Origin of the sequence: Aquamicrobium sp. LC103 (assembly GCF_001014615.2) — a bacterium.
Classification (GTDB): domain Bacteria; phylum Pseudomonadota; class Alphaproteobacteria; order Rhizobiales; family Rhizobiaceae; genus LBCQ02.
In genome coordinates, this window is the sequence record NZ_LBCQ02000005.1 from 146,008 (window position 1) to 169,166 (window position 23,159).

Consider the following 23,159-nt stretch of genomic DNA (forward strand, 5'->3'; position numbering starts at 1 on the left):
TCCTGTGGACGAAATTCGCAGCCGGAGCGACGTGGATGTGGGATACGCAAATCCTTGAAAGAAAAAATCTATTCATAAAACAACGGAAATCCATCGAGAAACTCCATGCTGCGTGCGTTGACATAATTCAGAATATTGATCTACGAATTCATAAAATGATTGATGGCGAGGAGGCCGCGTGATGACAGAGGGAGCGCTACTCCGACCGAAGGTGGGGAGATGAACGCACTCGCGCGTTACGACAAACTGTTCATCGGTGGCGAGTGGATTGCGCCGGAAGATGGCGGCTTGTTGGAAAGCGTGGATCCGTCGACCGGGCGACCATGGGCGATCGTTGCCTATGGCGGCAAAAAGGATATCGACCGTGCCGTCGCGGCGGCGCGGGCGGCATTCGAAGGCCCGTGGGCGCGCATGCCCGGTCACGAGCGCGCGGCGATCATGCGGCGGTTCGCGGACCTCTACCAGAAGCGCGCTCCGGAACTGGCCCTCGTGGAATCGCGAGATAATGGCCGCGCTCTGCGCGAGTCGCGGGTGGACGTGGGCGGTCACCACAATTCCTATCACTGGTTCGCCTCGCTTTGCGACAAGCAGGGCGGCCGGACCATCCCGTTGGACGACAGCGTCCATGCCTTCACCACGCGTGTGCCTCTCGGTGTCGTCGGTGCAATCACGCCCTGGAACGTCCCGCTGATGGCGGCCTGCTGGAAGCTCGGCCCGGCGCTCGCGGCCGGCTGTACCGTGATCCTCAAGCCGGCCGAATTGACGCCGTGCAGCTCGCTCGAGCTTGCGCGCCTGTTCGAGGAGGCGGGTTTTCCGGCCGGCGTGGTCAATGTCGTTCCGGGCTATGGCCGGGATGGCGCAGGCGACCATCTGGTCACGCATCCCGGCGTCGACAAGATCACGTTCACCGGCGAAGGCGCAACGGCGCGCGAAATTCTCAAGCGCGGTTCGGATACGCTCAAGCGCTTTACCTTCGAACTCGGCGGCAAGGCGCCGCACATTCTCTTTGCCGATGCGGACCTTGACCAGGCGCTCAATGCGGCGACCGGCTCTGCCTGGGCGCTGTGCGGGCAGAGCTGCGCGCTGGGTTCGCGGGTGCTGGTGGAGCGGCCGGTCTATGAGCGCGTCGCGGAGGAATTCGCCCGGCGCGCGGCGAAGGTGCGCGTCGGCAGGCCGCTCGACGAGGCGACCCATATGGGGCCGCAGGCAAGCCGGGAGCAGCTCGACAAGACGATGTCCTACATCGGCTACGGCCGGGAGGAAGGCGCCCGGCTGATTGCCGGCGGCAACCTCATCGATCGGGAAGAACTGCGCGGCGGCTACTTCGTCGAGCCGACCGTGTTCGCCGATGTCGGCAACGGCATGCGCATCGCGTGCGAGGAAATCTTCGGTCCGGTCGCTGCACTCATTCCCTTCGATGGGGAGGAAGAGGCGATCGCGCTGGCCAACGATACCAGCTACGGCCTGACCGCCGGGCTGTGGACCCGCGACGTCGGGCGCGCGCATCGGGCGGCGGCGAAGATTCGCGCCGGCGTCGTATGGGTCAACACCTACCGCTATCTGCGCTGGAGCATTCCCTATGGCGGGTTCAAGGCCAGCGGTTGGGGACGCGAAAACGGGATCGAGGCGCTCGATCCGTATCTGGAAACGCGCGCCACCGTCGTCAGCACGACCGGCACGTTCCCGGACGCCTATGCGCAATAGGCCCGACATCACTGGGAGGAATAAGAGAACATGCGTCTAGCGAACAAGCTTGCGATCGTAACCGCCGCCGCCTCGGGAATGGGCCGGGCAGGCGTCGAGCTTTTCCTGCGGGAAGGAGCAAGCGTCTGTGCTGTCGATATCAATACGGATGCGCTTGCCGCGCTTAAGGCCGAAGTCGATCCGCGGGACGGCCGCCTGCATACGGTGCAGGCCGACCTCTCCACGGCGGAAGGCGCACGCGACAGCATTCATGCGGCGGCCGAAAAGCTCGGCGGCGTCGATGTGCTGTGGGCGCATGCCGGCATTCCCGGTCCCGGCGGCATCGAAGGGCTGGACGTCGCCGAATACCAGCTTGCCTTCGCGCTCAACGTCCAGTCGGCGGCCTTCGGCGCAGGCGAAGTCATCTCGCATATGCGCAAGCGTGGCGGCGGATCGATCGTCTTCACCGCTTCGGTATCCGGCATGGTCGGGTCGATGTGGTCGCCGGTCTATTCGAGCTGCAAGTTCGCGGTCGTGGGCCTGACCAAGTCACTGGCGCAAACGTTCGCGCCGGACAAGGTGCGGGTGAACGTGGTCTGCCCCGGGCTTGCAGAGACGCCGATGAAGGTCGGCTTCACTGGTCGCGGCGTCTCGGCGGAAGCGGCCAAGGCGGCCGAGGACAAGTATGTGTCGGGCGTTCCGCTCGGTCGGCTGGTGCGGCCCGAAGAGGTGGCGCAGGCCGTGCTGTGGCTCGCCTCCGACGACGCCGGCTTCGTCACCGGGATAGAACTGCCTGTCGATGGAGGGTTCACCTGTAAATAAGGCGGAACCTGTTCGGCCGCGGGAGAGCCGACGGGGGTACGTAACCCATCCAGCCAGAAGCTGTCGCAAGAACAGCCTGCTTTTCAGAAATACATGAAAAGTGTCAGAAAGGGGAATAACCATGATCAACCGCCGGTCCTTGCTGATGAGCGCTGCCGCGCTGGCGGCCGCACCGAGTTTCGCTCGCATCGCGAGCGCCGCCACCCCGGGCAACATCGTTGTCATGGCGAAATCCATCATCGACGTCGTCAACGGATTCGATCCCGCCGAAGCCTATGTCGGCACGGACTATGAGATCACCAGCAACGTCTATCGCATGCTGGTGACCCTCGATCCGGAAGACGGCACCAAATATGTCGGCGACCTGGCGGAAAGCTGGAAGTTCTCCGACGGCGGGATGACCATCACCTTCAAGCTGAAGCCGGGCATCCTGTTCGAGAGCGGCAATCCGGTGACGGCGGAAGACGTCGTCTTCAGCCTCCATCGGCTGATGAAGCTGAACAAGTATCCCGCCGCTGATTTCGCGCAGCTTGGCTGGACGATCGACAAGATGGACGAGATCGTGCACGCAGCCGACGAGCTGACAGTGGTGCACCGCTTGCCGGAAGCACGTGCACACGGCACAGTGCTGAATACGCTGGCGACGCCGCGCGGCTGCGTGGTCGACAAGGCCACCGTGCTGTCGCACGAGGTAGATGGCGATTTCGGCAATGAATGGCTGAAGACACATTCGGCGGGCGCCGGCGCCTACCGCCTCGTGGAGTGGCGGCCGAGCGATCGCATCATTCTGGAGGCAAACCCGAACGCCGAATTCCCGCCCGCCGTGCCGCGTCTCCTGATCCGCAACGTTCCCGATCCAGCCACGCAGCTCCTGCTGCTCCAGAAGGGCGATATCGACGTCGCGCGCAACCTCGGGTCCGACCAGATCAAGACTGCGAGAGACAATCCCGATCTGGTGGAACTGAGCGCCGATTCCACAGCGCAGATGAACCTGTGCATGAACATGGCGATGCCAGAGTTGCAGAACCCCAAGGTGATCGAAGCTCTCAAATGGGCCGTCGATTGCGAGGCGATAGCCAAGAACATCACGCCCGACATCTGGGATGTCTGGCAAGCGTCGTTCCTGCCGCGAAATGTGCGCGGTGCGGTGCCGAGCATGTTCCAAAAGGACGTGGAGAAAGCCAAGGCGCTGCTTGCCGAAGCGGGGTATCCCGACGGCTTCTCCATAACGATCGACCATTTCTCATCCTGGCCGTGGGCGAATGTCGCGCAGGCCATCCAGGCCGATCTCGCCGAGGTCGGGATCAAGGCTGAGCTGATTGCCGCAGAGACCGGACAGGTCATCACCAAATACCGGGCGCGGCAGCATCAGCTCGTGCTGATCTACTGGGCAACGAACCTGTACGACCCGGACTACAACGCCCGCGCCTGGTGCATCAACACCGACGATTCCGACGACAGCCCGCTGAAATCGCAGGCGTGGCGCAACCATTTCGTCGACGAAGAAATGTCCGAACTCGCCGACGCCGCCGGCAAGGAGTTGGATGCCGACAAGCGTATGGAGATGTACGACAAGCTGCAGCGCGATTTCATGGCAAAGGCTCCCGTGTCCTGGCTATTGCAGCTCAGGGAGATCGCCATGCACCGTAAGGAAGCGCCCGGCCTGCACCTTGGCGGCATGGCCTATCTCAACCGGTTCGGCGGCATCTCCAAGTCATGACCGGGCCGGACTTGCCGCCGCAAGGTTGGTCCAGGCTCGCCTCCGGCGCGCTCGCACGCGGCGGCGATATTGCTTCCAGCCTCCTGGGCATTCTCGTCACGCTGTTCGGGCTGGTGCTGCTGACATTCGTGATTGGCCGTACCATGCCGATCGATCCCGTGGTGGCGATCATCGGCGACAAGGCGCCGCCGGGAGTCGCCGAACGGATCCGCGAGGAGTTGGGCCTCGACCGTTCGCTCATCGAGCAGTTCTGGATTTACCTCATGAAACTGCTTCAGGGTGACCTCGGCACGTCCGTGATGACGGGGCAGGCGGTAACGGCCGACATCCTGCAATTCTTCCCCTCCACGCTCGAACTGGCGACCAGCGCGATGATCGTCGCGCTCCTTGTCGGTGTGCCGCTCGGCATCCTGGCGGCCGCCCGGCAGGATTCGATCTTCGACAACATCGTCCGCGTCATCAGCCTGCTCGGCTATTCGGTGCCGGTCTTCGTGCTGGCTCTGGTCTGCCTGCTCGTCTTCTATGCCAAGCTCGGCATTGCGCCGGGCACGGGATCGCAGGGCATCGTCTATCAGGGCATGGTGCCGTTCACGACCGGCATGATCGTGCTGGACGCGGCCCTCGACGGCCAATGGGACGCGTTTTGGGATGCGTTGGCCTATCTTGCCATGCCGGCTTTCCTGCTCGCCTTCATCACGATGTCGCTGATCGTGCGCATGACGCGCGCCTTCATGCTGGAGGCGTTGAACGGCGAATACGTGACGGCCGCCCGCGCCAAGGGGCTTTCGGAAGCGCGCATCCTGTGGCGGCACGGACTGGGCAACATCGCCGGCCGGCTCGTGACCGTGATCGCGGTGATCTATGCCGGTCTTCTGGAAGGCACGGTGCTGACGGAGACCGTATTCTCGCGTCCGGGACTTGGCTTTTATCTGACGCGGTCGCTACTCAACGCCGACATGAACGCGGTGCTGGGCGCGACGCTGGTGATCGGCGTGATCTATGTCTGCCTGAACCTGCTGGCCGATCTCGCCCAGCGGCTGCTCGATCCGCGCGCGAGGTAAAAAACAATGGCAGACGCGCATTCCACTCCTGCTCACACGACGGTGCCAAGGCGCGACTGGCTGTTGAGCGATGCGCCAGCCTCGCGGCGCCAGGCAGCGTGGGGCAAAGCCTATCGCATGTGGCTGCAGTTCCGGGCCAACCATCTCGCCATGACCGGACTGGTCACGGTAGTTCTGCTGATCGTCGTCGCACTCGCTGCACCGCTGCTCGCCACACATGATCCGGCGGTGATCAATCTTGGCAACCGTTTGCAGCCACCTTCCGCCGAGAACTGGCTGGGAACCGACGATCTCGGCCGCGATCTCTACAGTCGTGTGCTGTACGGCGCCCGGGTCACGCTCGGCATGGTGGTTGCCGTGGTGCTGCTGGTTGCGCCCATAGGTCTGGTGGTCGGTATCGTCGCCGGCTATGCCGGCGGCATCATCGACCGCATCCTGATGCGGGTAACGGACATTTTTCTGGCCTTTCCGCGACTGGTGCTGGCGCTCGCTTTCGTCGCGGCACTGCGGCCGGGCGTGACCAGCGCAGTGATCGCCATCGCGCTTACCGCGTGGCCGCCGCTGGCGCGTCTGGCGCGCTCGGAAACCCTGACGGTGCGCAGGTCGGACTATATCAGCGCGGTCAAGTTGACTGGCGCATCGCCCGCGCGCATCGTCGTGCGGCACATCGCGCCCGTCTGCATTCCGTCGATGATCGTGCGTGTCTCGCTCGACATCAGCGGCATCATCCTGACCGCGGCCGGACTTGGCTTTCTCGGCATGGGCGCGCAGCCGCCGATGCCGGAATGGGGAACGATGATCGCTACCACGAGCGGTTTCATCCTCGACCAATGGTGGGTGCCGACCATCCCCGGCGTCGCCATTCTCGTCGCCTCGCTCGCCTTCAACCTGCTGGGCGACGGATTGCGTGACGTCCTCGACCCGAAGCAGGAGTAGCGCATGACGGTCAAGGTACGAAATCTTCGGGTGACCTTCCCCCTCCCGCAGGGTGCGGTCGAGGCGGTGAAAGGCGTATCGCTCGACCTAGGGCGGGAGAAAGTCGGCATCGTCGGCGAAAGCGGCTCCGGCAAGTCGCTGACGGCGCGTTCGATCCTGAAGCTTCTGCCGAAGCAGGCGAGGATGACGGCCGACGAACTGACCTTCGACGGCATCGACGTGCTGAAAGCCGGCGAGACGGCGATGCGCCGCATCCGCGGACATCGGGCGGGCCTGATCATGCAGGACCCGAAATACTCGCTGAACCCAGTGATGTCGGCCGGCGGGCAGATCGCCGAGGCCTGGCGCGCGCACCGTGGCGGAAGCCGCAAGGAGGCGATGGAGGCGGCGATCGACCTTTTGGCGCAGGTGCAGATCCGCGATCCGATGCGGGTGGCCAATTCCTATCCGCACGAACTGTCAGGGGGGATGGGGCAGCGCGTAATGATCGCGATGATGCTGGCACCCGGCCCGGAACTGCTGATTGCCGACGAGCCGACCTCCGCGCTCGACGCGACCGTGCAGGCGGAGATCATGCGGCTGATCGAGGATCTGGTCTCGCGGCGCGGCATGGGATTGGTGCTGATCAGCCACGACCTGCCGCTGGTCTCGCATTTCTGTGATCGCGTCCTGGTGATGTATGCGGGCCGGATCGTGGAAGAGCTCCGCGCATCGGAATTCGGCAAAGCGCAGCATCCCTATACGCGCGGCCTGCTCGAATGCCTTCCGTCGCTCACCCATCCGACCGACAGGCTCAAGGGGATGAGGAGGGATCCGTCATGGTTGGCCGGATGATCGAGGCGGAAAACCTGACGGTTCGCTTTGGAAATCTGGAGGCGGTGAAATCGGTGTCGTTCCAGGTCGAGGAAGGCACGTGCTTCGGCTTGGTGGGAGAGAGCGGTTCGGGAAAATCCACGCTTTTACGCGCGCTTGCCGGCCTCAATCCCGACTGGAGCGGTCGTCTGCGGATTGCGGGCGATAACCTTGCCCCGCATCGTTCGAAGGCATTCTTTCGCCGCGTGCAGATGGTGTTCCAGGATCCTTACGGTTCGCTTCATCCACGCCAGACGATCGACCGCATATTGAGCGAGCCGCTCATCGTGCACAAATTCGGCGACATCGACGCGCGGATCAGGCGTGGGCTCGACGAGGTTTCGCTGCCGGCTTCGGTTCGCTTCCGCTATCCGCACCAGCTGTCGGGCGGCCAACGGCAACGCGTCGCCATTGCGCGCGCGCTCATCGCCGAGCCGGAAGTGCTGCTGCTGGACGAACCGACATCGGCGCTTGACGTGTCGGTACAGGCGGAAATCCTCAATCTGCTCGGCGACCTGCGTGTGGCGCGCGGCCTCACCTATCTCATGGTCGGCCACAACCTGGCCGTCGTCACCCATCTCTGCCAGCGCATTGCCGTCATGCAGCAGGGTGTCATCGTCGAAACGCTTTCGGCGAACGATCTGCGCAGCGGAAACGTGACGCATCCGCACACCGCGGGTCTGCGGCAACTGTCGCTCGAACTGACTGAGGCCTGTTAGGGCGGATGACGTGGAACGGGTTCTTGTCAACCACCTAGCGGGACATGCGGGAGGCGATCGTTTCCGCCGCTGTTTGCAGCCTGGGTACGTACTGGCGCTCGATCTGCTCGAGCGTCACCGCGTTGCGGGCGGTGACGATGTTGATGCAGCATCGCAACGCGCCGCCGACGATTACCGGCACGCCGGCGCCGGCTTCGCTGTCGAAGAACTCTCCGGACTGGAGGCCGTAGCCACGCCGCCGCGTCTCGGCGATGATGGCCGCCAGCCGCTCGGGATGAGCCATCAGGTCTCGCGATTCCTGCGGATGCGGGTTGTCGAAGCGCAGGATCCGCTCGCGCATCTCGTCGTCGCAGAAGGCCAGCCATGCGCGTCCGGTGGCCGAGATGCTGAACGGTATCTGCGATCCCGCGCCGCCGGCCCGCACCACGGAAAATTGCGCCTGCCGCGTGTTGGTGTCGGCAATGACGAGCCGGTCGTTTTCGCAAACGACGATATCGGAGGGCCAGCCGAGATCGAGGCGCAAATCCGCCATGACTGGTCGGGCGATAGCAACGATCTCGTCCATCGCGTTGTAGCCCTGACTGAGAGCGAGCGCATGGATGCCGACTGCGAAAACCTTCCCGGCCGGATCGTACTTGGCATATCCGGCCGAGCACAGCGTCTCCAGCATGCGCAGCGTTGTGGCCTTGGGAAGCCCCGCGCGCTTGTGAATGGCTGTCAGACCGGCTGGACCGACATCGTTCAGCGCTTCGAGAACGCCAAGGACCTTGAGCGACGCGGAAACCGCCTTGTAGACCGGTTTTTTCGTCTCTCCGTTTCCACGCATGCTTGTCCTTTCGCTTTGCGAACCATGGCCGCAGAACTTGCGGTGTTCTTTTCTTCATCCCGCAAACGAGACCGGCAGGCAAGCCGCTCAAGACGGGGCTTGCCGGCTGGGCTTCACGGTGGTTCAACAAATGAACCGATGTACCATTAATGAATAAACCCGGATCAGGCAATGGAATTTCGCTGGACAATATGTCAGTCCGGTGGAAGATTAGCTTGAGTGCCGCAGGGTAAGCGGCCGGGGAACATAAAAACAAACATAAGGTTCATTAGGTGAACCAATGGCCTTGGATGAACATTTCAGGACTGGTGTGAGGTGGATCGAGCTGACGAATGCTCGGGTCTTGAGCGTCCGCCGCGACCTATTCGCTGAACCGGATAATCCAGCCAGTCTCACGATTGGACTTGCGGGCTTTTTGCCTACTACCGTTTGGATTTCGCAGCTCACAATCGCCGACGGGACATGGACCGCGGGCGTAACCGCAAGAGGAGCATGAGCGTGCGCGGAGACCTGGCAGGTTACATCGTCCGGCGGATCCTTCACTCCATCCCGCTCGTCTTCGGGGTTTCGGTCATCGGCTTTGGCATCATGCATCTCGCGCCGGGAGGTCCTCTTTCGGTCTACACGCTCAATCCGACGATCACCGCCGCAGACATCGAGCGTCTGCGCGTGGCGCTCGGGCTCGATCAGCCGATCCACGTCCAGTATCTCGGCTGGGTCGGTTCGATGCTGACAGGTTCGTGGGGCTATACGCTCTTCGGCGGACGCCCGGTTCTCGAGGTGATCCTCGAGCGCGTACCTGCCACCGTGCTGTTGATGGGGACGTCGCTGGCGCTCGCCATGGTCATCGGCACCCTGCTCGGCATTCTCGGTGCGGTGCGGCGCTACTCCCTCTTCGACTATCTCGCCACGACCGGTGCGATGCTCGCACTGTCGTTCCCGACATTCTGGTTCGGACTGATGGCGATCTACATCTTCGCCATCGAACTGCGCTGGCTGCCTTCCGGCGGCATGTATTCATTCGGCGAGGAAGGCAACGTGCTCGACCTTCTGCGTCATCTCGTACTGCCGCAGATGGTGCTCACGCTCGTGCTGGTGGCGACCTGGAGCCGCTATGCGCGCTCGAGCTTCCTGGAGGTCATCCAGCAGGATTACATTCGCACCGCGAAGGCCAAGGGGCTGAGCTCGCGGCGCGTGCTCTACCGCCACGCCTTTCCCAATGCGGTGATCCCGCTGGTCGCCCTACTCGGCATCCAGTTGCCGACATTGTTTTCCGGTGCGCTCGTGGCGGAAACGATCTTCGCGTGGCCGGGAATGGGCCGGCTCTTCGTCGATGCGTTGAGCATGAAGGACCATTCGATCCTGATGGGCATGGTGATGTTCACCGCGCTGATCGTCATCGTCGGCAATCTTCTGGCCGACATCGCCATCGCGCTGATCGATCCCCGCGTGAAGCTCGGCTGAGGAGAGAGACGATATGAGCGATCTCGCCATTTCCCCTCGCACGGCCAGCCGCTCCTACGGCGCGATGATCCTGCGACGGTTCCTGAGCCACCGCATGGCCGTTGTCGGTGCGATCGTGGTCTTCGTGTTGTGCTTTTCGGCCCTGTTCGCGCAGTTCATCGCACCGCACGATCCGCTGCGGATCGATACGTCGCTGCGCTTCCTGCCGCCTTTTGCCTCGTGGGAATATCCGCTGGGCACAGACGATCTCGGCCGCGATACGCTGAGCCGGCTTCTTTATGGCGGGCAAGTATCGTTGATCGTCGGCATCGTGGCGATGCTGACGACCATGGTGACGGGCACGCTGGTCGGCCTCGCCGCCGGCTACTACGGCGGTGTCGTGGACAACCTGCTGATGCGGCTGGTCGACACGCTTTTGTGCTTCCCGCAGGTCTTCCTGTTGCTGGTGATCGCGGCTTTCGTGCCGCCGACCATCCTGTCGATCTCGCTGATCATCGGCCTGACGTCCTGGATGGAGGTCTCACGTATCGTCCGCGCGCAGGTCTCCACCATCAAGAGCTCGGATTTCGTCCAGGCGGCGCGCGGCTTCGGCGCGACGAACTGGCGGATCATGCTCGTCGAACTGCTGCCGAACATCGTGGCGCCGGTGCTGGTGGCGGCAACGCTCAAGGTGGCAACGGCGGTGCTGATGGAATCCTATATCAGCTTCCTCGGCTACGGCGTCCAGCCGCCGATGGCCAGCTGGGGCAACATGCTGACCAACGCCCAGGGCTACTTCGACACAGCGCCGTATCTCGCAATTCTGCCTGGCCTGTTGATCACGCTGTCAGTCATGGGATTCAACTTCCTCGGCGATGGACTGCGCGATGCCTTCGATGCCCGGCTGAAGATGGACGCCTGACGTCCGGGAATGCGTCAAACATAAAAAAAAGAGGGTGAACAACATGTCGACAAAGCTTGCACTTACCCGCAGATCTCTCCTCAAGGGCGCGGCAGCAACCGGTTTTCTCCTGCCGGCGACCGGCCTGTACCGGCCAGCGATTGCGCAGTCCAATCCCGATCGGGTGATCTTCGCCACGACGCAGGAACCCGTCCAATTCAACCCGCTGCTTTATGCAAACGGGGGAACCGACACCATTCCCGAAGCGCTCGTGTTCGATGCACTATGGGACGTGGACGAGAAGGGCGATTTCATTCCGAACCTCGCCGCGCGGATCCCGACCCGCGAGAACGGCGACATCTCCGAGGATGGTCGAACCTGGCGGGTCAACCTGAAGCCCGGGGTGACGTGGAGCGACGGGCAGCCCTTCACGGCCAAGGACGTCGAGTTCACCTACCAGACCATCGTCAACCCGAGCGTCGCCGCGCGATCGCGCAGCGGCTTCGACCTGATCGACGGGATAAAGATCGTCGACGACCACACGGTCGAGATCACGCTGAAGCGTGCCTATGTGCCGTTCTACTGGGCATGGCAGAGCATGCACATCGTGCCGCATCATCTGCTGTCGGGCGAGAGCGACATCAACACGTCCGGTTTCAATGCGCAGCCGATCGGCACGGGTGCCTACATCCTGCAGTCACGCACCGCAGGCAGCCATATGATCTACGAGGCGAATCCGAACTATCATCGCGGCGCGCCGAAGATAAAGCAGTTCATTCACAAGTTCGTGCCGGACCAGCTGGTCGCCTATGGTCAGATGAGGACCGGCGAGATCGATTATTTCGGTCTGGTCGGCATTCCGTATGACCGCTGGGAAGAAGCAAGGGGGCTGCCGGGCCGCACGTTCCAGCTGAACCCGCAGCCATATGTCCAGTTCATCTACTTCAACACCGAAAAGCCGCAGTTCACCGACCCCAAGGTGCGCAAGGCGCTCTACATCGCGTGCGAGATGGAAAAGTCGATCCAGGACATCAACTTCGGCAGCACGCCGCGTACGCTGTCTTATCTGCATCCCTCGCACTGGGCGTATAACGGCGCGCTCAAGGAGGAGACCGCAAATCCGCAGCTCGCCGAGAAAATGCTCGACGAGGCCGGCTGGAGACGGGGCGCCGACGGCATCCGCGAGAAGGACGGTGTGAAGATGAAGTTCACGATGTCCACGACGGCCGGGGTCCCCTCGCGCCAGGCGAGCCAGCAGCTCTTCCAGCAGAACTGGAAGGATATCGGCGTCGACATGGAAATCCGCAACATGCCCGGCTCGGTCGTGTGGGGCGACTACACGACCAAGTCGCAGTTCGACACGCTGCTCGTCGCGTGGGAACCGCCGGTCGGCATGGACCCAGACTATTCCGCGCGCTGCCATTCCAATGCGATCGGCAACGGCGCGAACTACACGCTCTACAAGAACCCGGAGGTCGATCGGCTTCTCGATCTCGGCGCTACGCAGGAGAACGTCGAGGAGCGGAAGCAAACCTACGCCAAGGTACAGGATATCCTGCTCGAGGAAGTGCCGTTCGCGCCGCAGTTCGGCGTGGTTCAGGGTAACATGACGGTGAGTGCGCTGCAGGGCATCAAACCCAACCAGTACGTCACCGACGCGGCCTGGAACGTGCACGAATGGTCATGGGCATGAGGCCCGTGAACTGAAGCAGCAGACGCGATGGCCCGTCGTCGGCCATCGCTTTTCCGGAGTTCATGAAGGTACCTGTCGATGCATGCTGGAAGCGCGTTGATTCCCGATTCCGCGGCGCTCGGAAAAGCGACGGGAGATGGGCAGCCGGAAGGGAACATCCTTTCCATCGCCGATCTTTCGATCTCGTTTCTAAGCGATACGGGGTGGCGGACCGTCGTGCGCGACATCTCCTTCGATGTCGCGAGCAGGCAGACGGTCGCTCTGGTCGGCGAATCCGGGTCGGGAAAGAGCGTGACGGCGCTCGCGGTCATGGGGCTGAATCCCGCTGGAACCAGCCGCGTTACTGGACGCATATCGCTCAATGGAAAGAACCTGCTGTCGCTGTCGGAACGAGCCATGCGGGACGTGCGTGGCAACGATGCCGCGATGATCTTCCAGGAGCCCATGACGAGCCTCAATCCGGTCCACACCATCGGCTCGCAGGTGACGGAAGCGCTCGTCTCCCATCGCAATCTCTCGCGCGGCGAAGCGCAGGCCGAAGCCTTGCGGCTTCTGGAGCGGGTGAGGATTCCCGCGGCCCGGTCGCGTTTCGATGAATATCCGCATCAGTTTTCCGGCGGCATGCGCCAGCGCGTGATGATCGCAATGGCGCTCGCCTGTCGTCCGAAGCTGCTGATTGCCGACGAGCCGACGACGGCCCTCGACGTGACGATCCAGGCGCAGATCCTGGGATTGATCAAGGAGCTTCAGGATGAGGAAGGCATGTCTGTGCTGTTCATCACGCACGACATGGGCGTGGTGGCCGAGATCGCCGACCGCACCGTCGTCATGTATGACGGCCAGATCGTGGAGACGGGCGACACGACGAAGATATTCAGACAGGCTGAGCACCCTTATACCCGCTCATTGCTTTCCGCCGTGCCACGACTGGGCTCCATGGTCGGCTATGAACGTCCGCTGCGGTTTCCCGTGGTGGATCGGGAAACGGGGCTGTCGGATCAACCGGCGGAAACGGCCGACACGGTCGACTATGCGGCGCAACCCGTGTTGGACGTCTCCAACCTCACGACGCGCTTCGTCATCCGTTCCGGTCTGCTGGGCAAGGTCTGTGGTCGGGTGCATGCGGTCGAGAACGTCTCCTTTCGCGTGCATGCCGGAGAGACGCTGGCGCTGGTGGGCGAATCCGGCTGCGGCAAGTCGACCACCGGCCGTTCCATCCTTCGCCTGATGGAGCCTGAATCCGGCTCGGTGAAGCTGGACGGCAAGGAGATCCTGACGCTGTCGCCCGATGAGATGCGCGGGCAACGCCGGCATATGCAGATGGTGTTTCAGGACCCGTTCGCCAGCCTGAACCCGCGCATGACCGTCGGCGCGTCGATCGCGCAGCCGCTTGTGGTCAACGGTCTGGGCCGGGGTCGCGAGGCGGGTGACCGCGTCGTCGAACTGCTGAATAAGGTCGGCCTCGAGCCCGAGATGGCGAGCCGCTTTCCGCACGAATTCTCGGGCGGACAGCGTCAGCGCGTCTGCATCGCCCGCGCTCTGGCGCTGGAGCCGAAGCTGATCGTGGCGGACGAGGCCGTTTCGGCGCTCGACGTGTCTGTCAAGGCGCAGGTCGTCAATCTGATGCTCGATCTGCAAGCCCAGATGGGGCTGGCCTACCTGTTCGTGTCGCATGACATGGCCGTGGTGGAGCGCGTCAGCCATCGTGTCGCGGTGATGTATCTGGGCGAGATCGTCGAGATCGGACCGCGCGCGGCGATATTCGGTAATCCGCAGCATCCCTATACGAAGAAACTTCTGGAAGCCGTGCCGGTGCCGGATCCGGAGCGTCGTCAGCGCAAGAGGGGCGTGAGCAACGACGAGATACTCAGCCCGATCCGTGCGGTGGACTACGTGCCTCCCGTGCGCAGCTACAGGGAAGTGTCTCCCGGTCATTCGGTGATGATCGAGGCATAGGCGAAGTCGAATGTACCGCGCGATTGGTCTTGGAAAGGTGTTTCGGGCATGACTGAGACAGGACGTACGGAAGCGGTGAAGGCGTTTCTCGGTGCGGTGAGGCTCGGATTCGAAGGGTCTTCTCCCCAGGCGCAGACGAGAGCGTGCCTCGCACGCGTATTCGACCGACTGAGCGATCCCGTCGTCGCGGATAACGTGCCGGCGGCGCGGGTGCCGACCAGCGACCTGATCGACCAGGCGCTGCAACCGGCGCTGCAAGCGGACGAGACTATGGCTGCCTTGGCCGGGTGCCTGCGCAAGCTCGACCCTGACCTGCCTTGGCGGATGCGCGGCGGAAAGGATGTGCAGCCGGGCGAGACCGGCCCCACCACCATCGCCAATGCGATGATCGTCGGTCCCGGTGGGCTTGAGGAGCGGCGCGACGTGTGGGTGGGGGTCTCGCTGGTTCCTCCGGGCGTGCGCTATCCCGATCACAGGCATTCGCCGGAAGAAATCTATCTGTTCCTGACCGGCGGCCGGTTCCGGCACGGCGAAAGCGGCTGGTTCGAACCCGGCGTGGGCGGCTCGCTCTACAACGAACCCAATATCCAGCACTCGATGGAAGCGCCGGCGGATGCGCCGCTGCTCGCCGTCTGGTGCTTGTACGATCCGAGGCATGCATGAACGCTTCGCAGTTTCAAACGCGTCAGAGGCGGGCGTGATGCGCTATTCCGCACTATCCATTTTCCTGAACGGCCTGCGCGGCAATACCGGCTGGACCTCGGCCTGGCACTTTCCGGAACCGCGCCCGCATTACGACGTGATCATCGTCGGCGGTGGCGGTCACGGACTGGCGACCGCGTATTACCTCGCCAGGGAGCACGGCATCACCAATGTCGCGGTGCTTGAGAAAGGCTATGTCGGCTCCGGCAATGTCGGACGCAACACGACGATCATCCGCTCCAACTACCTGCTGCCTGGCAACAATCCGTTCTACGAACTATCGCTCAAGCTGTGGGAAGGGCTGGAGAAAGACCTGAACTACAACGCGATGGTGTCGCAGCGCGGGGTCATCAACCTCTCGCACAACGACAGCCAGTATGCCGCGCAGATGCGCAGAGGCAACGCGATGCGATTGCATGGTGTCGATGCCGAACTGCTCGACCGCGAGCAGGTCCGCTCGATGCTGCCTTATCTCGACTTCGACAATGCGCGCTTTCCGGTCCTGGGCGGGCTTCTGCAGCGCCGGGGCGGAACCGTGCGCCACGACGCGGTGGCGTGGGGCTATGCGCGGGCGGCCGACCAGCGCGGGGTGGACGTCGTCCAGAATTGCGAGGTCACCGGCATCCGCCGCGAGAACGGCCGGGTGGTCGGGGTGGAGACGACGAGGGGCTTCATCGGTTGCGGCAAGCTGGCGCTGGCGGCGGCGGGAAATTCCTCCCGCGTCGCGGCAATGGCGGACTTGAAGCTTCCCATCGAGAGTCATGTTCTGCAGGCGTTCGTCAGCGAAGGGCTCAAGCCCTTCATCGACTGCGTCGTGATCTTCGGCGCCGGGCACTTTTATGTCTCGCAGTCGGACAAGGGTGGGCTCGTCTTCGGAGGCGATATCGACGGCTACAATTCCTACGCCCAGCGCGGCAATCTCGCGACCGTGGAGCATGTGGCGGAGGCCGGGGTTGCCCTGATCCCGGCGCTGTCGCGCGTTCGCGTTCTGCGGAGCTGGGGTGGGATCATGGACATGACGATGGACGGCTCGCCGATCATCGACCGGACTCCGATCGACAACCTCTATCTGAATGCCGGTTGGTGCTATGGCGGCTTCAAGGCCACGCCGGCCTCCGGCTACTGTTTCGCCCATCTCATCGCACGGGGTGAGCCGCATCCGACGACCAGAGAAATGCGTCTCGACCGCTTCGAGCGCGGCTACGCGATCGACGAACGCGGGCTCGGCGCCCAGCCCAACCTTCACTAGAGCACATCATGGCAAGTCTCATTTCCTGTCCGCATTGCGGCATCCGGCCCAAGGAAGAATACGCGATCAAGGGGGCCGCGCTGCCGCGTCCAGCACCCGACGCGCCGCGGTCCGTCTGGTTCGATCACGTATTCCTGCGCGACAATCCGCGCGGCCCGTATGAGGAATACTGGCATCACGCCGGCGGTTGCCGCCGCTGGCTGATCGTGACGCGCGATACCGCGACCCACGAGGTTCTGGCGTGCCGCGACGCGGGCGCGGAACCGGCGGTGACAGCATGAGCTCCTACCGCCTTTCGGCCGGCGGCCTGATCGACCGCGCCACATCCTTGTCCTTCACCTTCGACGGGCGCGATTATGCCGGCCATGACGGCGACACGCTCGCCTCGGCGCTGCTGGCCAACGGGCGCAGGCTCGTCGGGCGCAGCTTCAAGTATCACCGGCCGCGCGGTATCGTGGCGGCTGGATCGGCGGAGCCGAACGCGCTGGTGACGATCGGAAGGGGAGGGCGAACCGAACCCAACACCCGCGCCACGATGCAGGAACTTTACGCCGGGCTCGAAGCACGCAGCCAGAACCGCTGGCCATCGCTCGATTTCGACCTCGGTTCGCTGAATGGTCTGTTTTCTCCGTTCCTCGGCGCGGGTTTCTACTACAAGACCTTCATGTGGCCGGGCGCGCTGTGGGAGAAGCTCTACGAGCCGCTGATCCGTAGGGCGGCCGGGCTTGGGCAGGCGACGCGCGAGGCCGACCCGGACCGCTATGAGAAGACGTGGGCGCATTGCGACCTGCTGGTCGTGGGCTCCGGTCCCGCAGGTCTGACGGCCGCTTTGACCGCCGGCCGTGCGGGATTGCGCGTGATCCTTGCCGACGAGCAGTTCGCATTCGGCGGCTCCTTGCTTTCGGAGAGCGCGAGAATCGATGGCATGGCTGCGCCCGACTACGCGGCGCGATGCGTCGAGGAACTGCGCAGCCTGCCGAGTGTCAGACTGCTTTCCCGCACCACCGTGATTGGCTGGTACGACAGCAACGTTTTCGGCGCGGTGGAGCGTGCGCAGAAGCACGTCGCCATGCCGAAGGGACATCGGCCCTTGGAGCGCTTCTGGCGCATTGCGGCGAAGCATGCGTTGCTCGCGACGGGGGCCGAGGAGCGACCACTGCTGTTCGGGGGCAACGACATTCCCGGTGTGATGCTTGCCGGTGCGATGCGCAGCTATCTCAACCGCTACGGCGTCGCGCCCGGCCGGCGCGTCGCAATCGCGACGACCAACGACAGCGGATATGCGCTGGCGCGCGATCTCGAACGGGCGGGCGTCGATCTGGTGGCGATCATCGACAGCCGGACGCAGCCGACGATCTCATATCACGGCCGCGCGCGGGTGATGAGCGGTGCGCGCGTCACCGATGCGCGCGGCGGCAAGTCGCTGTCCGGCCTCACCGTCGCGGTCGGCGGTCGCAGCGAGACGCTGGCGGTGGATGCGCTGGCGATGGCCGGCGGGTTTTCGCCGATCATCCATCTCGCCTGCCATCGCGGCGGCAAGCCGGTCTGGGCGGAAGAAAAGCATGCCTTCCTCGCGCCGCAGGATCTCGACGGTGTGACCCTTGCCGGATCGGTAACGGGAGCGGCAGGCATCGCCGCATGTCTGGCGGACGGTGCGGCGCAGGCGCGGACCGTCGCCGCGGCGCTGGGCAAGAAGGCAGCCCACATCCGTGCCGATGTCGAAGACGATGTCGTCGCCGCGCCGCAGCCGCCCTTGTTTTCGCTGTCCGGTGTGAAAGGCAAGGCTTTCGTCGATTTCCAGAACGACGTCCATGTGGCCGATCTCGGTCTTGCCGTGCGGGAGGGGTTCGGCCATGTCGAGCTTGCCAAGCGCTACACGACGACCGGCATGGCGACGGATCAGGGCAAGCTTTCCAACGCCAACGCGATCAGCCTGCTGGCACAGGCGCACGGCGTGTCGCCCGCCGAAGTCGGTACGACGACGTTCCGCCCGTTCTATACGCCGGTCTCGTTCGGCGCGCTGACCGGCGCGGCGCGGGGCAAGCATTTCCAGCCCGTGCGCAAGTCGCCGCTGCACGAATGGGCGGCGAAGAACGGTGCGGTCTTCGTGGAAGCGGGTCTGTGGTATCGCTCGTCTTGGTTTCCGCGTACAGGCGAGACAGGCTGGCGCGAGAGCGTGGACCGCGAGGTGCTGACCGTGCGCGCCGCAGCCGGCCTTTGCGATGTCTCCACGCTCGGCAAGATCGAGATCAGCGGCAGGGATGCGGCGACCTTTCTCGATCGTGTCTATTGCAACGGCTTCGCCAAATTGCCGGTAGGCAAGGCGCGGTATGGGCTGATGCTGCGCGAGGACGGGATGATCTACGACGACGGCACCACCAGCCGCCTGTCGGAGAACCGCTATTTCATGACGACGACGACCGCCTATGCGGCCGGCGTCATGAGCCATCTGGAGTTCTGCGCGCAGGTCCTGTGGCCGGATCTCGACGTGCAGATGGCCTCCGTCACCGACCAGTGGGCGCAGTTGGCGATTGCCGGTCCGCAATCGCGGGCGATCCTTCAGAAGATCGTCGATGAGGAGCTTTCCGAGGAGGCGTTCGGCTTCCTCGCCGCGCGCGAGGTCTCGCTTTTCGGAGGTCGGCTGAACGGTCTCCTGTTCCGCATCTCTTTCTCCGGCGAGCTCGCCTACGAACTCGCCGTGCCTGCGGGCTATGGCGAAAGCGTCGCCGACGCGTTGATGGCGGTCGGCGAGGCACACGGCATCTGTGCCTATGGCGTGGAGGCGCTGAACGTGCTGCGCATCGAGAAGGGCTTCGTGACGCATAGCGAGATCAACGGCACCGTGACGCCCGCCGACATCGGCCTCGGAAGGATGGTCTCGCGCACCAAGACCGACTTCATCGGCAAGGCGATGCTGGCGCGCGAGGGGCTTTCCGATCCCGTACGGCTGAAGCTGGTGGGTGTGATGCCGCTCGATCCTGCCGCGTCGTTTCAGCCCGGCTCGCATATTCTGCGCGAGGGTGAGGAGGCTACTCTGGAAAACGACCAGGGATACGCTACCTCTGCCGGCTACTCACCGCATCTGAAGTCCACGATCGGGCTGGCGCTGGTCGTTGGTGGCGCCGAACGGCACGGCGAACAGGTGATGATCTGGAACAACCTGCGACAGCAATATACGCCGGGGCGCATCTGCGACCCTGTATTCCTGTCTGCTGCGAAGGGAGGACAAGGTGCCTGATCCGACGGCCGCAGCCTTCGAACTCACTCATCGACCGGTTCTGGTTCCTGTCGCGTTGACCTCGCCATGTATCGCACTGCTTCCCTTGCCGGAAGGAACCGTCATCCAGATCCTCGGGCCCGCGGCCCGTGTGGAAGACGTGTGTGCGATTACCGACGCGACAGGTTTTTCGCTGCGCGGCAACGGGCCGGGCCAGTGGTTTGCCGTCGGCGACGAACCGGACAAGTTCGCCGAACTGGCGGCGACATTGCCGGACGGCTTCACGGCCATCGACCAGAGCCATGGCCGGGTCCGCATCGCAATCGAGGGGGAATCCGTCGGGGAAGTGCTTGCCAAGGGGACGGGCGTCGATCTCGCGCTGTTCGAAACCGGACGGGCCGCGACCACTCTTATAGGCCATGTCGCGACGCATCTGGCCCGCATTTCCGATGATCGTTTCGAGTTGTTGGTGACCCGCAGCTTCGCGGAAAACGTCTGGGACGATCTGAAAATAATGGCTGCCGAGTATCTCGGCGTTTCACACGAATGATCATGAGGCAGGGAATGTCCCGACCGACGAAATTCGACGAGAAATCCATCGCCGGCAAGGAACTGAGCGTCGAGGAACATACGGAACTTCTGGTGATCGGCGCGGGCCCGGCCGGTTTGTCCGCCGCGATCGACGCCGCCGGCCGGGGGCTGTCGGTCGTGCTGGTGGACGAAAACCCGGTGCCGTTCACGACCATGGGAAACGAGGTGCCGCTGCACTATGGGCAGGGTATGTCCGGCGTGGCGCGCAACCGAAACGCGATGATGGAGGCGTTGATAGCCTCCGAGCCGCTGATCGAAGCGGCGTTCGAGGCGGGCGTGGACGTGCGGCTGGGAACGGCCTGCTGGGGGCTATACGGCAGGAGCGAGAGCACAAGGTGGCTACCCGGCATGGTTGCGGGGCTTGCCGATGAGGAGCGCGGCTGGCTGATCGGGGCCGAGCATGTGATCGTCGCTGCGGGCCGCCGCGACATGGGGTTAGGTTTTCCCGGCTGGGACAAGCCGGGCGTGATGGGCGCGACCGCAGCGATGTCGCTCGCGCGCTTCGGCGCTCTCGCGCCGCGCCGCGTGGTCCTGCTCGGCACATCGGCCGAAGCGCTGGACGCGGCCGGAGCGCTGATGAAGGCTGGCGTGGAGATCGCCGCGATCGTGGAACAGGCAGCCGCTCCGGTTGGCCCCACCGAGATGGTTGCATCGCTGCGCGTCGCCGGTTGCGAAATCCTGACCGGCCATGTCGTGCGTGAGGCATTGGGGCGGGAAACGGTGGAGGGCGTCGCGGTCTGTGCCGTGGGCGAAATCGGGCAGCCCACCGCGGAAGAGCGCCACATAGCATGCGACGGCGTCGTGCTGGCGGTCGGCGTCACGCCGGTCATCGATCTGGTTGCGGCGCTGGGGGCCGACGTGGCGTTTCAGCAGGCTCGAGGCGGCTATGCGCCCGTCGTCGACGCTGATCAGCGAACCAGCGTGCGAGACGTCTTTGCGGTCGGAGACAGCGCCGGCATCTGGCCGGCGAAGACGCGCGACCGGCTCGTTTCCGAACGTGAGGGTCGGCGCGCGGTCGCGGCCATCCTTTCGGATCGGGGCGTTGCCAGCGATGACATGTCCATCGACGCAGTCGGGCCCGACAGCCCGACCTACGACCTTTCCGCCTATCGTATCGGCTGGGTGCGAGCGAGTGTAGTGGAAGCGCGGGCGGCGTTCCATGTCTGCCAGTGCGAGGAGGTCACCGCGCGGGAGATTCTCGAAGTTCGGCCGCCACGCTATCTCGACTGGCAGGCCGAGCGGCGCAATGACCGGTCGCTTTCTTCGCTGCTGGGCGAAGGCCCGCCCAATCCGGATCAGGTGAAGCGGCTGACACGCGCCGGGATGGGGCCGTGCCAGGGACGGCGTTGCCGCGAACAGGTCGCAGCCCTGCTCGCATTGCAGGTGGCCACGCCGCTGGCGTCGATTCCGCTTGCCGGATACCGCGCGCCGGTGCGCCCGCTGACGCTGGCGATTTCCAGCCAGTTGCCCGAGGCGCCGGAACAGGCGCTTCACTGGGATGTCTGGTTCGGCATTCACCCACAGTGGCGCCCCTATTGGGAGGTGCCGGAATTCTACACAGTCGCGACGAACGACGCGGCGGCTCCGGCAGCAAGCGAATGAGCGGGGTGACAATGAGCGAGATCAGCGGAGCATCGGTCGTCATCGTCGGTGGCGGCGTAACCGGGTTGAGCGCGGGCTGGTGGTTGGCGCAGAGCGGCGTGGACGTTCTCGTCATCGAAAAGGGCATCGTCGGCTGGGAGGCATCGGGGCGCAATGGCGGCGGATGCACGCACATGCAGTCGCCGCTGTTCCTCGAGGAGCAGCGGCTGTGGCCGATGATGGACGAGCTTCTCGGCTATCCCACCGAATTCATGCCGCACCGCATTCGCATTGCCGCAACCGAGGAACAACTGGTCCTCTACAGCCGGGGCATCGCCACGTCGCGGCAGCACGGTTATCGCTACGAGCTTCTTGACGGAAAGCAGCTTCGCGAACTCGTGCCGTTGGCTGGAGAAGACATAGCGGGCGCCTACTATTACCATTTCGGCGGACATGCCAATCCGCACCGCACGGTGCAGGCCTATGCATGGGCGATGCAGGACCATGGCGGCCGTCTGTTCCAGAATTGCGCTGTAACCGGCTTCCGCACCGAGGGAGGGCGCGTAACCGGTGTGAAAACCGAACGCGGGGTCTTCGGGTGCGACCAGCTACTGATCGCGGCGGGTCCGCATACCGGCCGCTTCTCCGCAATGCTGGGGCAGGAGGTGCCGGTGGCGATCGCGCGCGCCGAGATGATCGTCACCGAGCCGCTGCCGTTGATGGCCCACACCGGCGTCGACGGCAACGGCCTTTACGGCAGGCAGACGCTCCGCGGCAATCTCGCCTATGGCGGGGGGCCGCATGAATGGCTCGAACTGCCCGATGCGGACGCTCCCGCCAAGCCTTCGACCCCGCTGATGAACCACATCGGTCGCCGCCTGCTCGAAATGATGCCCAGGGCGGCGCAGGTGCGCATCATTCGGTCATGGGCCGGCATTATAGAGAACACCCCAGACGGACGTCCCGTGATCGACAGGCTGTCGACATTTCCCAATGTCGTAGTGGCCACCATGTCCAGCGTCGGTTTCGGCCTCTCGCCCGCAAGCGGCCATGCCATCCGCGATCTCATAGTCGACGGCGCGTGCGGCTTCGCGGATATTTCATCGTTCAGGCTCGGCCGTTTCGACAAGCTCGAGCCGGATTGGCGTGAATTGCAGGGATGGAACGCTCTCGCGATGGAGGAGATTGCCTAGGCTGGGGCTAGTTG

At 63.9% G+C, this 23,159-nt stretch carries 19 protein-coding genes; 18 read left to right on the forward strand and 1 reads right to left on the reverse strand.

Annotated elements, in window-relative coordinates:
* The first annotated feature begins 219 nt into the window (after positions 1-219).
* The 7 genes from XW59_RS11345 (at position 220) to XW59_RS11375 (ending at position 7,793) form a co-directional block, all read left to right on the forward strand.
* On the forward strand, positions 220-1,704 hold the full coding sequence (locus XW59_RS11345) for an aldehyde dehydrogenase (RefSeq protein ID WP_047145189.1): 1,485 nt from the start codon (positions 220-222) through the stop codon (positions 1,702-1,704).
* Positions 1,705-1,734: 30 nt separating this feature from the next.
* The gene (locus tag XW59_RS11350) at positions 1,735-2,505 is read left to right on the forward strand and encodes an SDR family oxidoreductase (protein ID WP_047145188.1); all 771 of its coding nucleotides are present in this window, start codon (positions 1,735-1,737) and stop codon (positions 2,503-2,505) included.
* 121 nt (positions 2,506-2,626) lie between these two features.
* Positions 2,627-4,225, forward strand: coding sequence for an ABC transporter substrate-binding protein (locus tag XW59_RS11355; RefSeq protein ID WP_047145187.1), 1,599 nt, complete (start codon positions 2,627-2,629; stop codon positions 4,223-4,225).
* Positions 4,222-5,286, forward strand: a complete 1,065-nt coding sequence (locus XW59_RS11360; protein WP_082137538.1) for an ABC transporter permease — start codon at positions 4,222-4,224, stop codon at positions 5,284-5,286. The genes XW59_RS11355 and XW59_RS11360 overlap by 4 nt, the downstream gene beginning before the upstream one ends.
* 6 nt (positions 5,287-5,292) lie before the next feature.
* Positions 5,293-6,222: an ABC transporter permease gene (locus XW59_RS11365; protein ID WP_047145186.1), complete on the forward strand. Its 930-nt coding sequence runs from the start codon at positions 5,293-5,295 to the stop codon at positions 6,220-6,222.
* Positions 6,223-6,225: 3 nt separating this feature from the next.
* Positions 6,226-7,056: an ABC transporter ATP-binding protein gene (locus XW59_RS11370; RefSeq protein ID WP_047145185.1), complete on the forward strand. Its 831-nt coding sequence runs from the start codon at positions 6,226-6,228 to the stop codon at positions 7,054-7,056.
* The gene (locus XW59_RS11375; RefSeq protein ID WP_047145184.1) at positions 7,053-7,793 is read left to right on the forward strand and encodes an ABC transporter ATP-binding protein; all 741 of its coding nucleotides are present in this window, start codon (positions 7,053-7,055) and stop codon (positions 7,791-7,793) included. The genes XW59_RS11370 and XW59_RS11375 overlap by 4 nt, the downstream gene beginning before the upstream one ends.
* Positions 7,794-7,827: 34 nt before the next feature.
* Here XW59_RS11375 and XW59_RS11380 read toward each other — a convergent pair whose 3' ends face one another.
* Positions 7,828-8,619: a helix-turn-helix domain-containing protein gene (locus XW59_RS11380; RefSeq protein WP_047145183.1), complete on the reverse strand. Its 792-nt coding sequence runs from the start codon at positions 8,617-8,619 to the stop codon at positions 7,828-7,830.
* Between the two features lie 510 nt (positions 8,620-9,129).
* Here XW59_RS11380 and XW59_RS11385 point away from each other — a divergent pair.
* The 11 genes from XW59_RS11385 to XW59_RS11435 all read left to right on the forward strand — a co-directional run bounded on the left by XW59_RS11385 (position 9,130) and on the right by XW59_RS11435 (position 23,145).
* Positions 9,130-10,083, forward strand: a complete 954-nt coding sequence (locus XW59_RS11385) for an ABC transporter permease (RefSeq protein ID WP_047145316.1) — start codon at positions 9,130-9,132, stop codon at positions 10,081-10,083.
* Positions 10,084-10,096: 13 nt separating this feature from the next.
* On the forward strand, positions 10,097-10,984 hold the full coding sequence (locus XW59_RS11390) for an ABC transporter permease (RefSeq protein ID WP_047145182.1): 888 nt from the start codon (positions 10,097-10,099) through the stop codon (positions 10,982-10,984).
* Positions 10,985-11,027: 43 nt separating this feature from the next.
* A complete protein-coding gene (locus XW59_RS11395) occupies positions 11,028-12,656 on the forward strand; it encodes a peptide ABC transporter substrate-binding protein (protein ID WP_047145181.1) in 1,629 nt (542 codons plus the stop codon).
* A 156-nt stretch (positions 12,657-12,812) separates the two neighbouring features.
* Complete coding sequence (locus XW59_RS11400; RefSeq protein WP_047145315.1) at positions 12,813-14,612, forward strand: ABC transporter ATP-binding protein; 1,800 nt, start codon at positions 12,813-12,815, stop codon at positions 14,610-14,612.
* Between the two features lie 48 nt (positions 14,613-14,660).
* Complete coding sequence (locus XW59_RS11405) at positions 14,661-15,275, forward strand: dimethylsulfonioproprionate lyase family protein (RefSeq protein WP_047145180.1); 615 nt, start codon at positions 14,661-14,663, stop codon at positions 15,273-15,275.
* A 37-nt stretch (positions 15,276-15,312) separates the two neighbouring features.
* Positions 15,313-16,563 (forward strand): sarcosine oxidase subunit beta family protein, encoded by a 1,251-nt coding sequence (locus XW59_RS11410; protein WP_047145179.1) that lies wholly within the window; start codon positions 15,313-15,315, stop codon positions 16,561-16,563.
* A gap of 8 nt (positions 16,564-16,571) precedes the next feature.
* On the forward strand, positions 16,572-16,844 hold the full coding sequence (locus tag XW59_RS11415; RefSeq protein ID WP_047145178.1) for a sarcosine oxidase subunit delta: 273 nt from the start codon (positions 16,572-16,574) through the stop codon (positions 16,842-16,844).
* Positions 16,841-19,801, forward strand: a complete 2,961-nt coding sequence (locus XW59_RS11420) for a sarcosine oxidase subunit alpha family protein (protein WP_047145314.1) — start codon at positions 16,841-16,843, stop codon at positions 19,799-19,801. The genes XW59_RS11415 and XW59_RS11420 overlap by 4 nt, the downstream gene beginning before the upstream one ends.
* Positions 19,794-20,330 carry a sarcosine oxidase subunit gamma family protein gene (locus XW59_RS11425; protein ID WP_052958113.1) on the forward strand — a complete coding sequence of 179 codons (537 nt, stop codon included), beginning with the start codon at positions 19,794-19,796 and terminating at the stop codon, positions 20,328-20,330. The genes XW59_RS11420 and XW59_RS11425 overlap by 8 nt, the downstream gene beginning before the upstream one ends.
* A gap of 14 nt (positions 20,331-20,344) precedes the next feature.
* Positions 20,345-21,973 (forward strand): FAD-dependent oxidoreductase, encoded by a 1,629-nt coding sequence (locus XW59_RS11430; protein ID WP_047145312.1) that lies wholly within the window; start codon positions 20,345-20,347, stop codon positions 21,971-21,973.
* Positions 21,970-23,145, forward strand: a complete 1,176-nt coding sequence (locus XW59_RS11435) for an FAD-binding oxidoreductase (protein WP_206077702.1) — start codon at positions 21,970-21,972, stop codon at positions 23,143-23,145. The genes XW59_RS11430 and XW59_RS11435 overlap by 4 nt, the downstream gene beginning before the upstream one ends.
* The last annotated feature ends 14 nt before the right edge of the window (positions 23,146-23,159 follow it).

Bases quoted from the DNA above. Each gene is read 5' to 3' on its own strand.
- XW59_RS11345 (WP_047145189.1), top strand. From the start codon at position 220: ATGAACGCACTCGCGCGTTACGACAAACTGTTCATCGGTGGCGAGTGG.
- XW59_RS11350 (WP_047145188.1), top strand. From the start codon at position 1,735: ATGCGTCTAGCGAACAAGCTTGCGATCGTAACCGCCGCCGCCTCGGGA.
- XW59_RS11355 (WP_047145187.1), top strand. From the start codon at position 2,627: ATGATCAACCGCCGGTCCTTGCTGATGAGCGCTGCCGCGCTGGCGGCC.
- XW59_RS11360 (WP_082137538.1), top strand. From the start codon at position 4,222: ATGACCGGGCCGGACTTGCCGCCGCAAGGTTGGTCCAGGCTCGCCTCC.
- XW59_RS11365 (WP_047145186.1), top strand. From the start codon at position 5,293: ATGGCAGACGCGCATTCCACTCCTGCTCACACGACGGTGCCAAGGCGC.
- XW59_RS11370 (WP_047145185.1), top strand. From the start codon at position 6,226: ATGACGGTCAAGGTACGAAATCTTCGGGTGACCTTCCCCCTCCCGCAG.
- XW59_RS11375 (WP_047145184.1), top strand. From the start codon at position 7,053: ATGATCGAGGCGGAAAACCTGACGGTTCGCTTTGGAAATCTGGAGGCG.
- XW59_RS11380 (WP_047145183.1), bottom strand. From the start codon at position 8,619: ATGCGTGGAAACGGAGAGACGAAAAAACCGGTCTACAAGGCGGTTTCC.
- XW59_RS11390 (WP_047145182.1), top strand. From the start codon at position 10,097: ATGAGCGATCTCGCCATTTCCCCTCGCACGGCCAGCCGCTCCTACGGC.
- XW59_RS11395 (WP_047145181.1), top strand. From the start codon at position 11,028: ATGTCGACAAAGCTTGCACTTACCCGCAGATCTCTCCTCAAGGGCGCG.
- XW59_RS11405 (WP_047145180.1), top strand. From the start codon at position 14,661: ATGACTGAGACAGGACGTACGGAAGCGGTGAAGGCGTTTCTCGGTGCG.
- XW59_RS11410 (WP_047145179.1), top strand. From the start codon at position 15,313: ATGCGCTATTCCGCACTATCCATTTTCCTGAACGGCCTGCGCGGCAAT.
- XW59_RS11415 (WP_047145178.1), top strand. From the start codon at position 16,572: ATGGCAAGTCTCATTTCCTGTCCGCATTGCGGCATCCGGCCCAAGGAA.
- XW59_RS11420 (WP_047145314.1), top strand. From the start codon at position 16,841: ATGAGCTCCTACCGCCTTTCGGCCGGCGGCCTGATCGACCGCGCCACA.
- XW59_RS11430 (WP_047145312.1), top strand. From the start codon at position 20,345: ATGTCCCGACCGACGAAATTCGACGAGAAATCCATCGCCGGCAAGGAA.
- XW59_RS11435 (WP_206077702.1), top strand. From the start codon at position 21,970: ATGAGCGGGGTGACAATGAGCGAGATCAGCGGAGCATCGGTCGTCATC.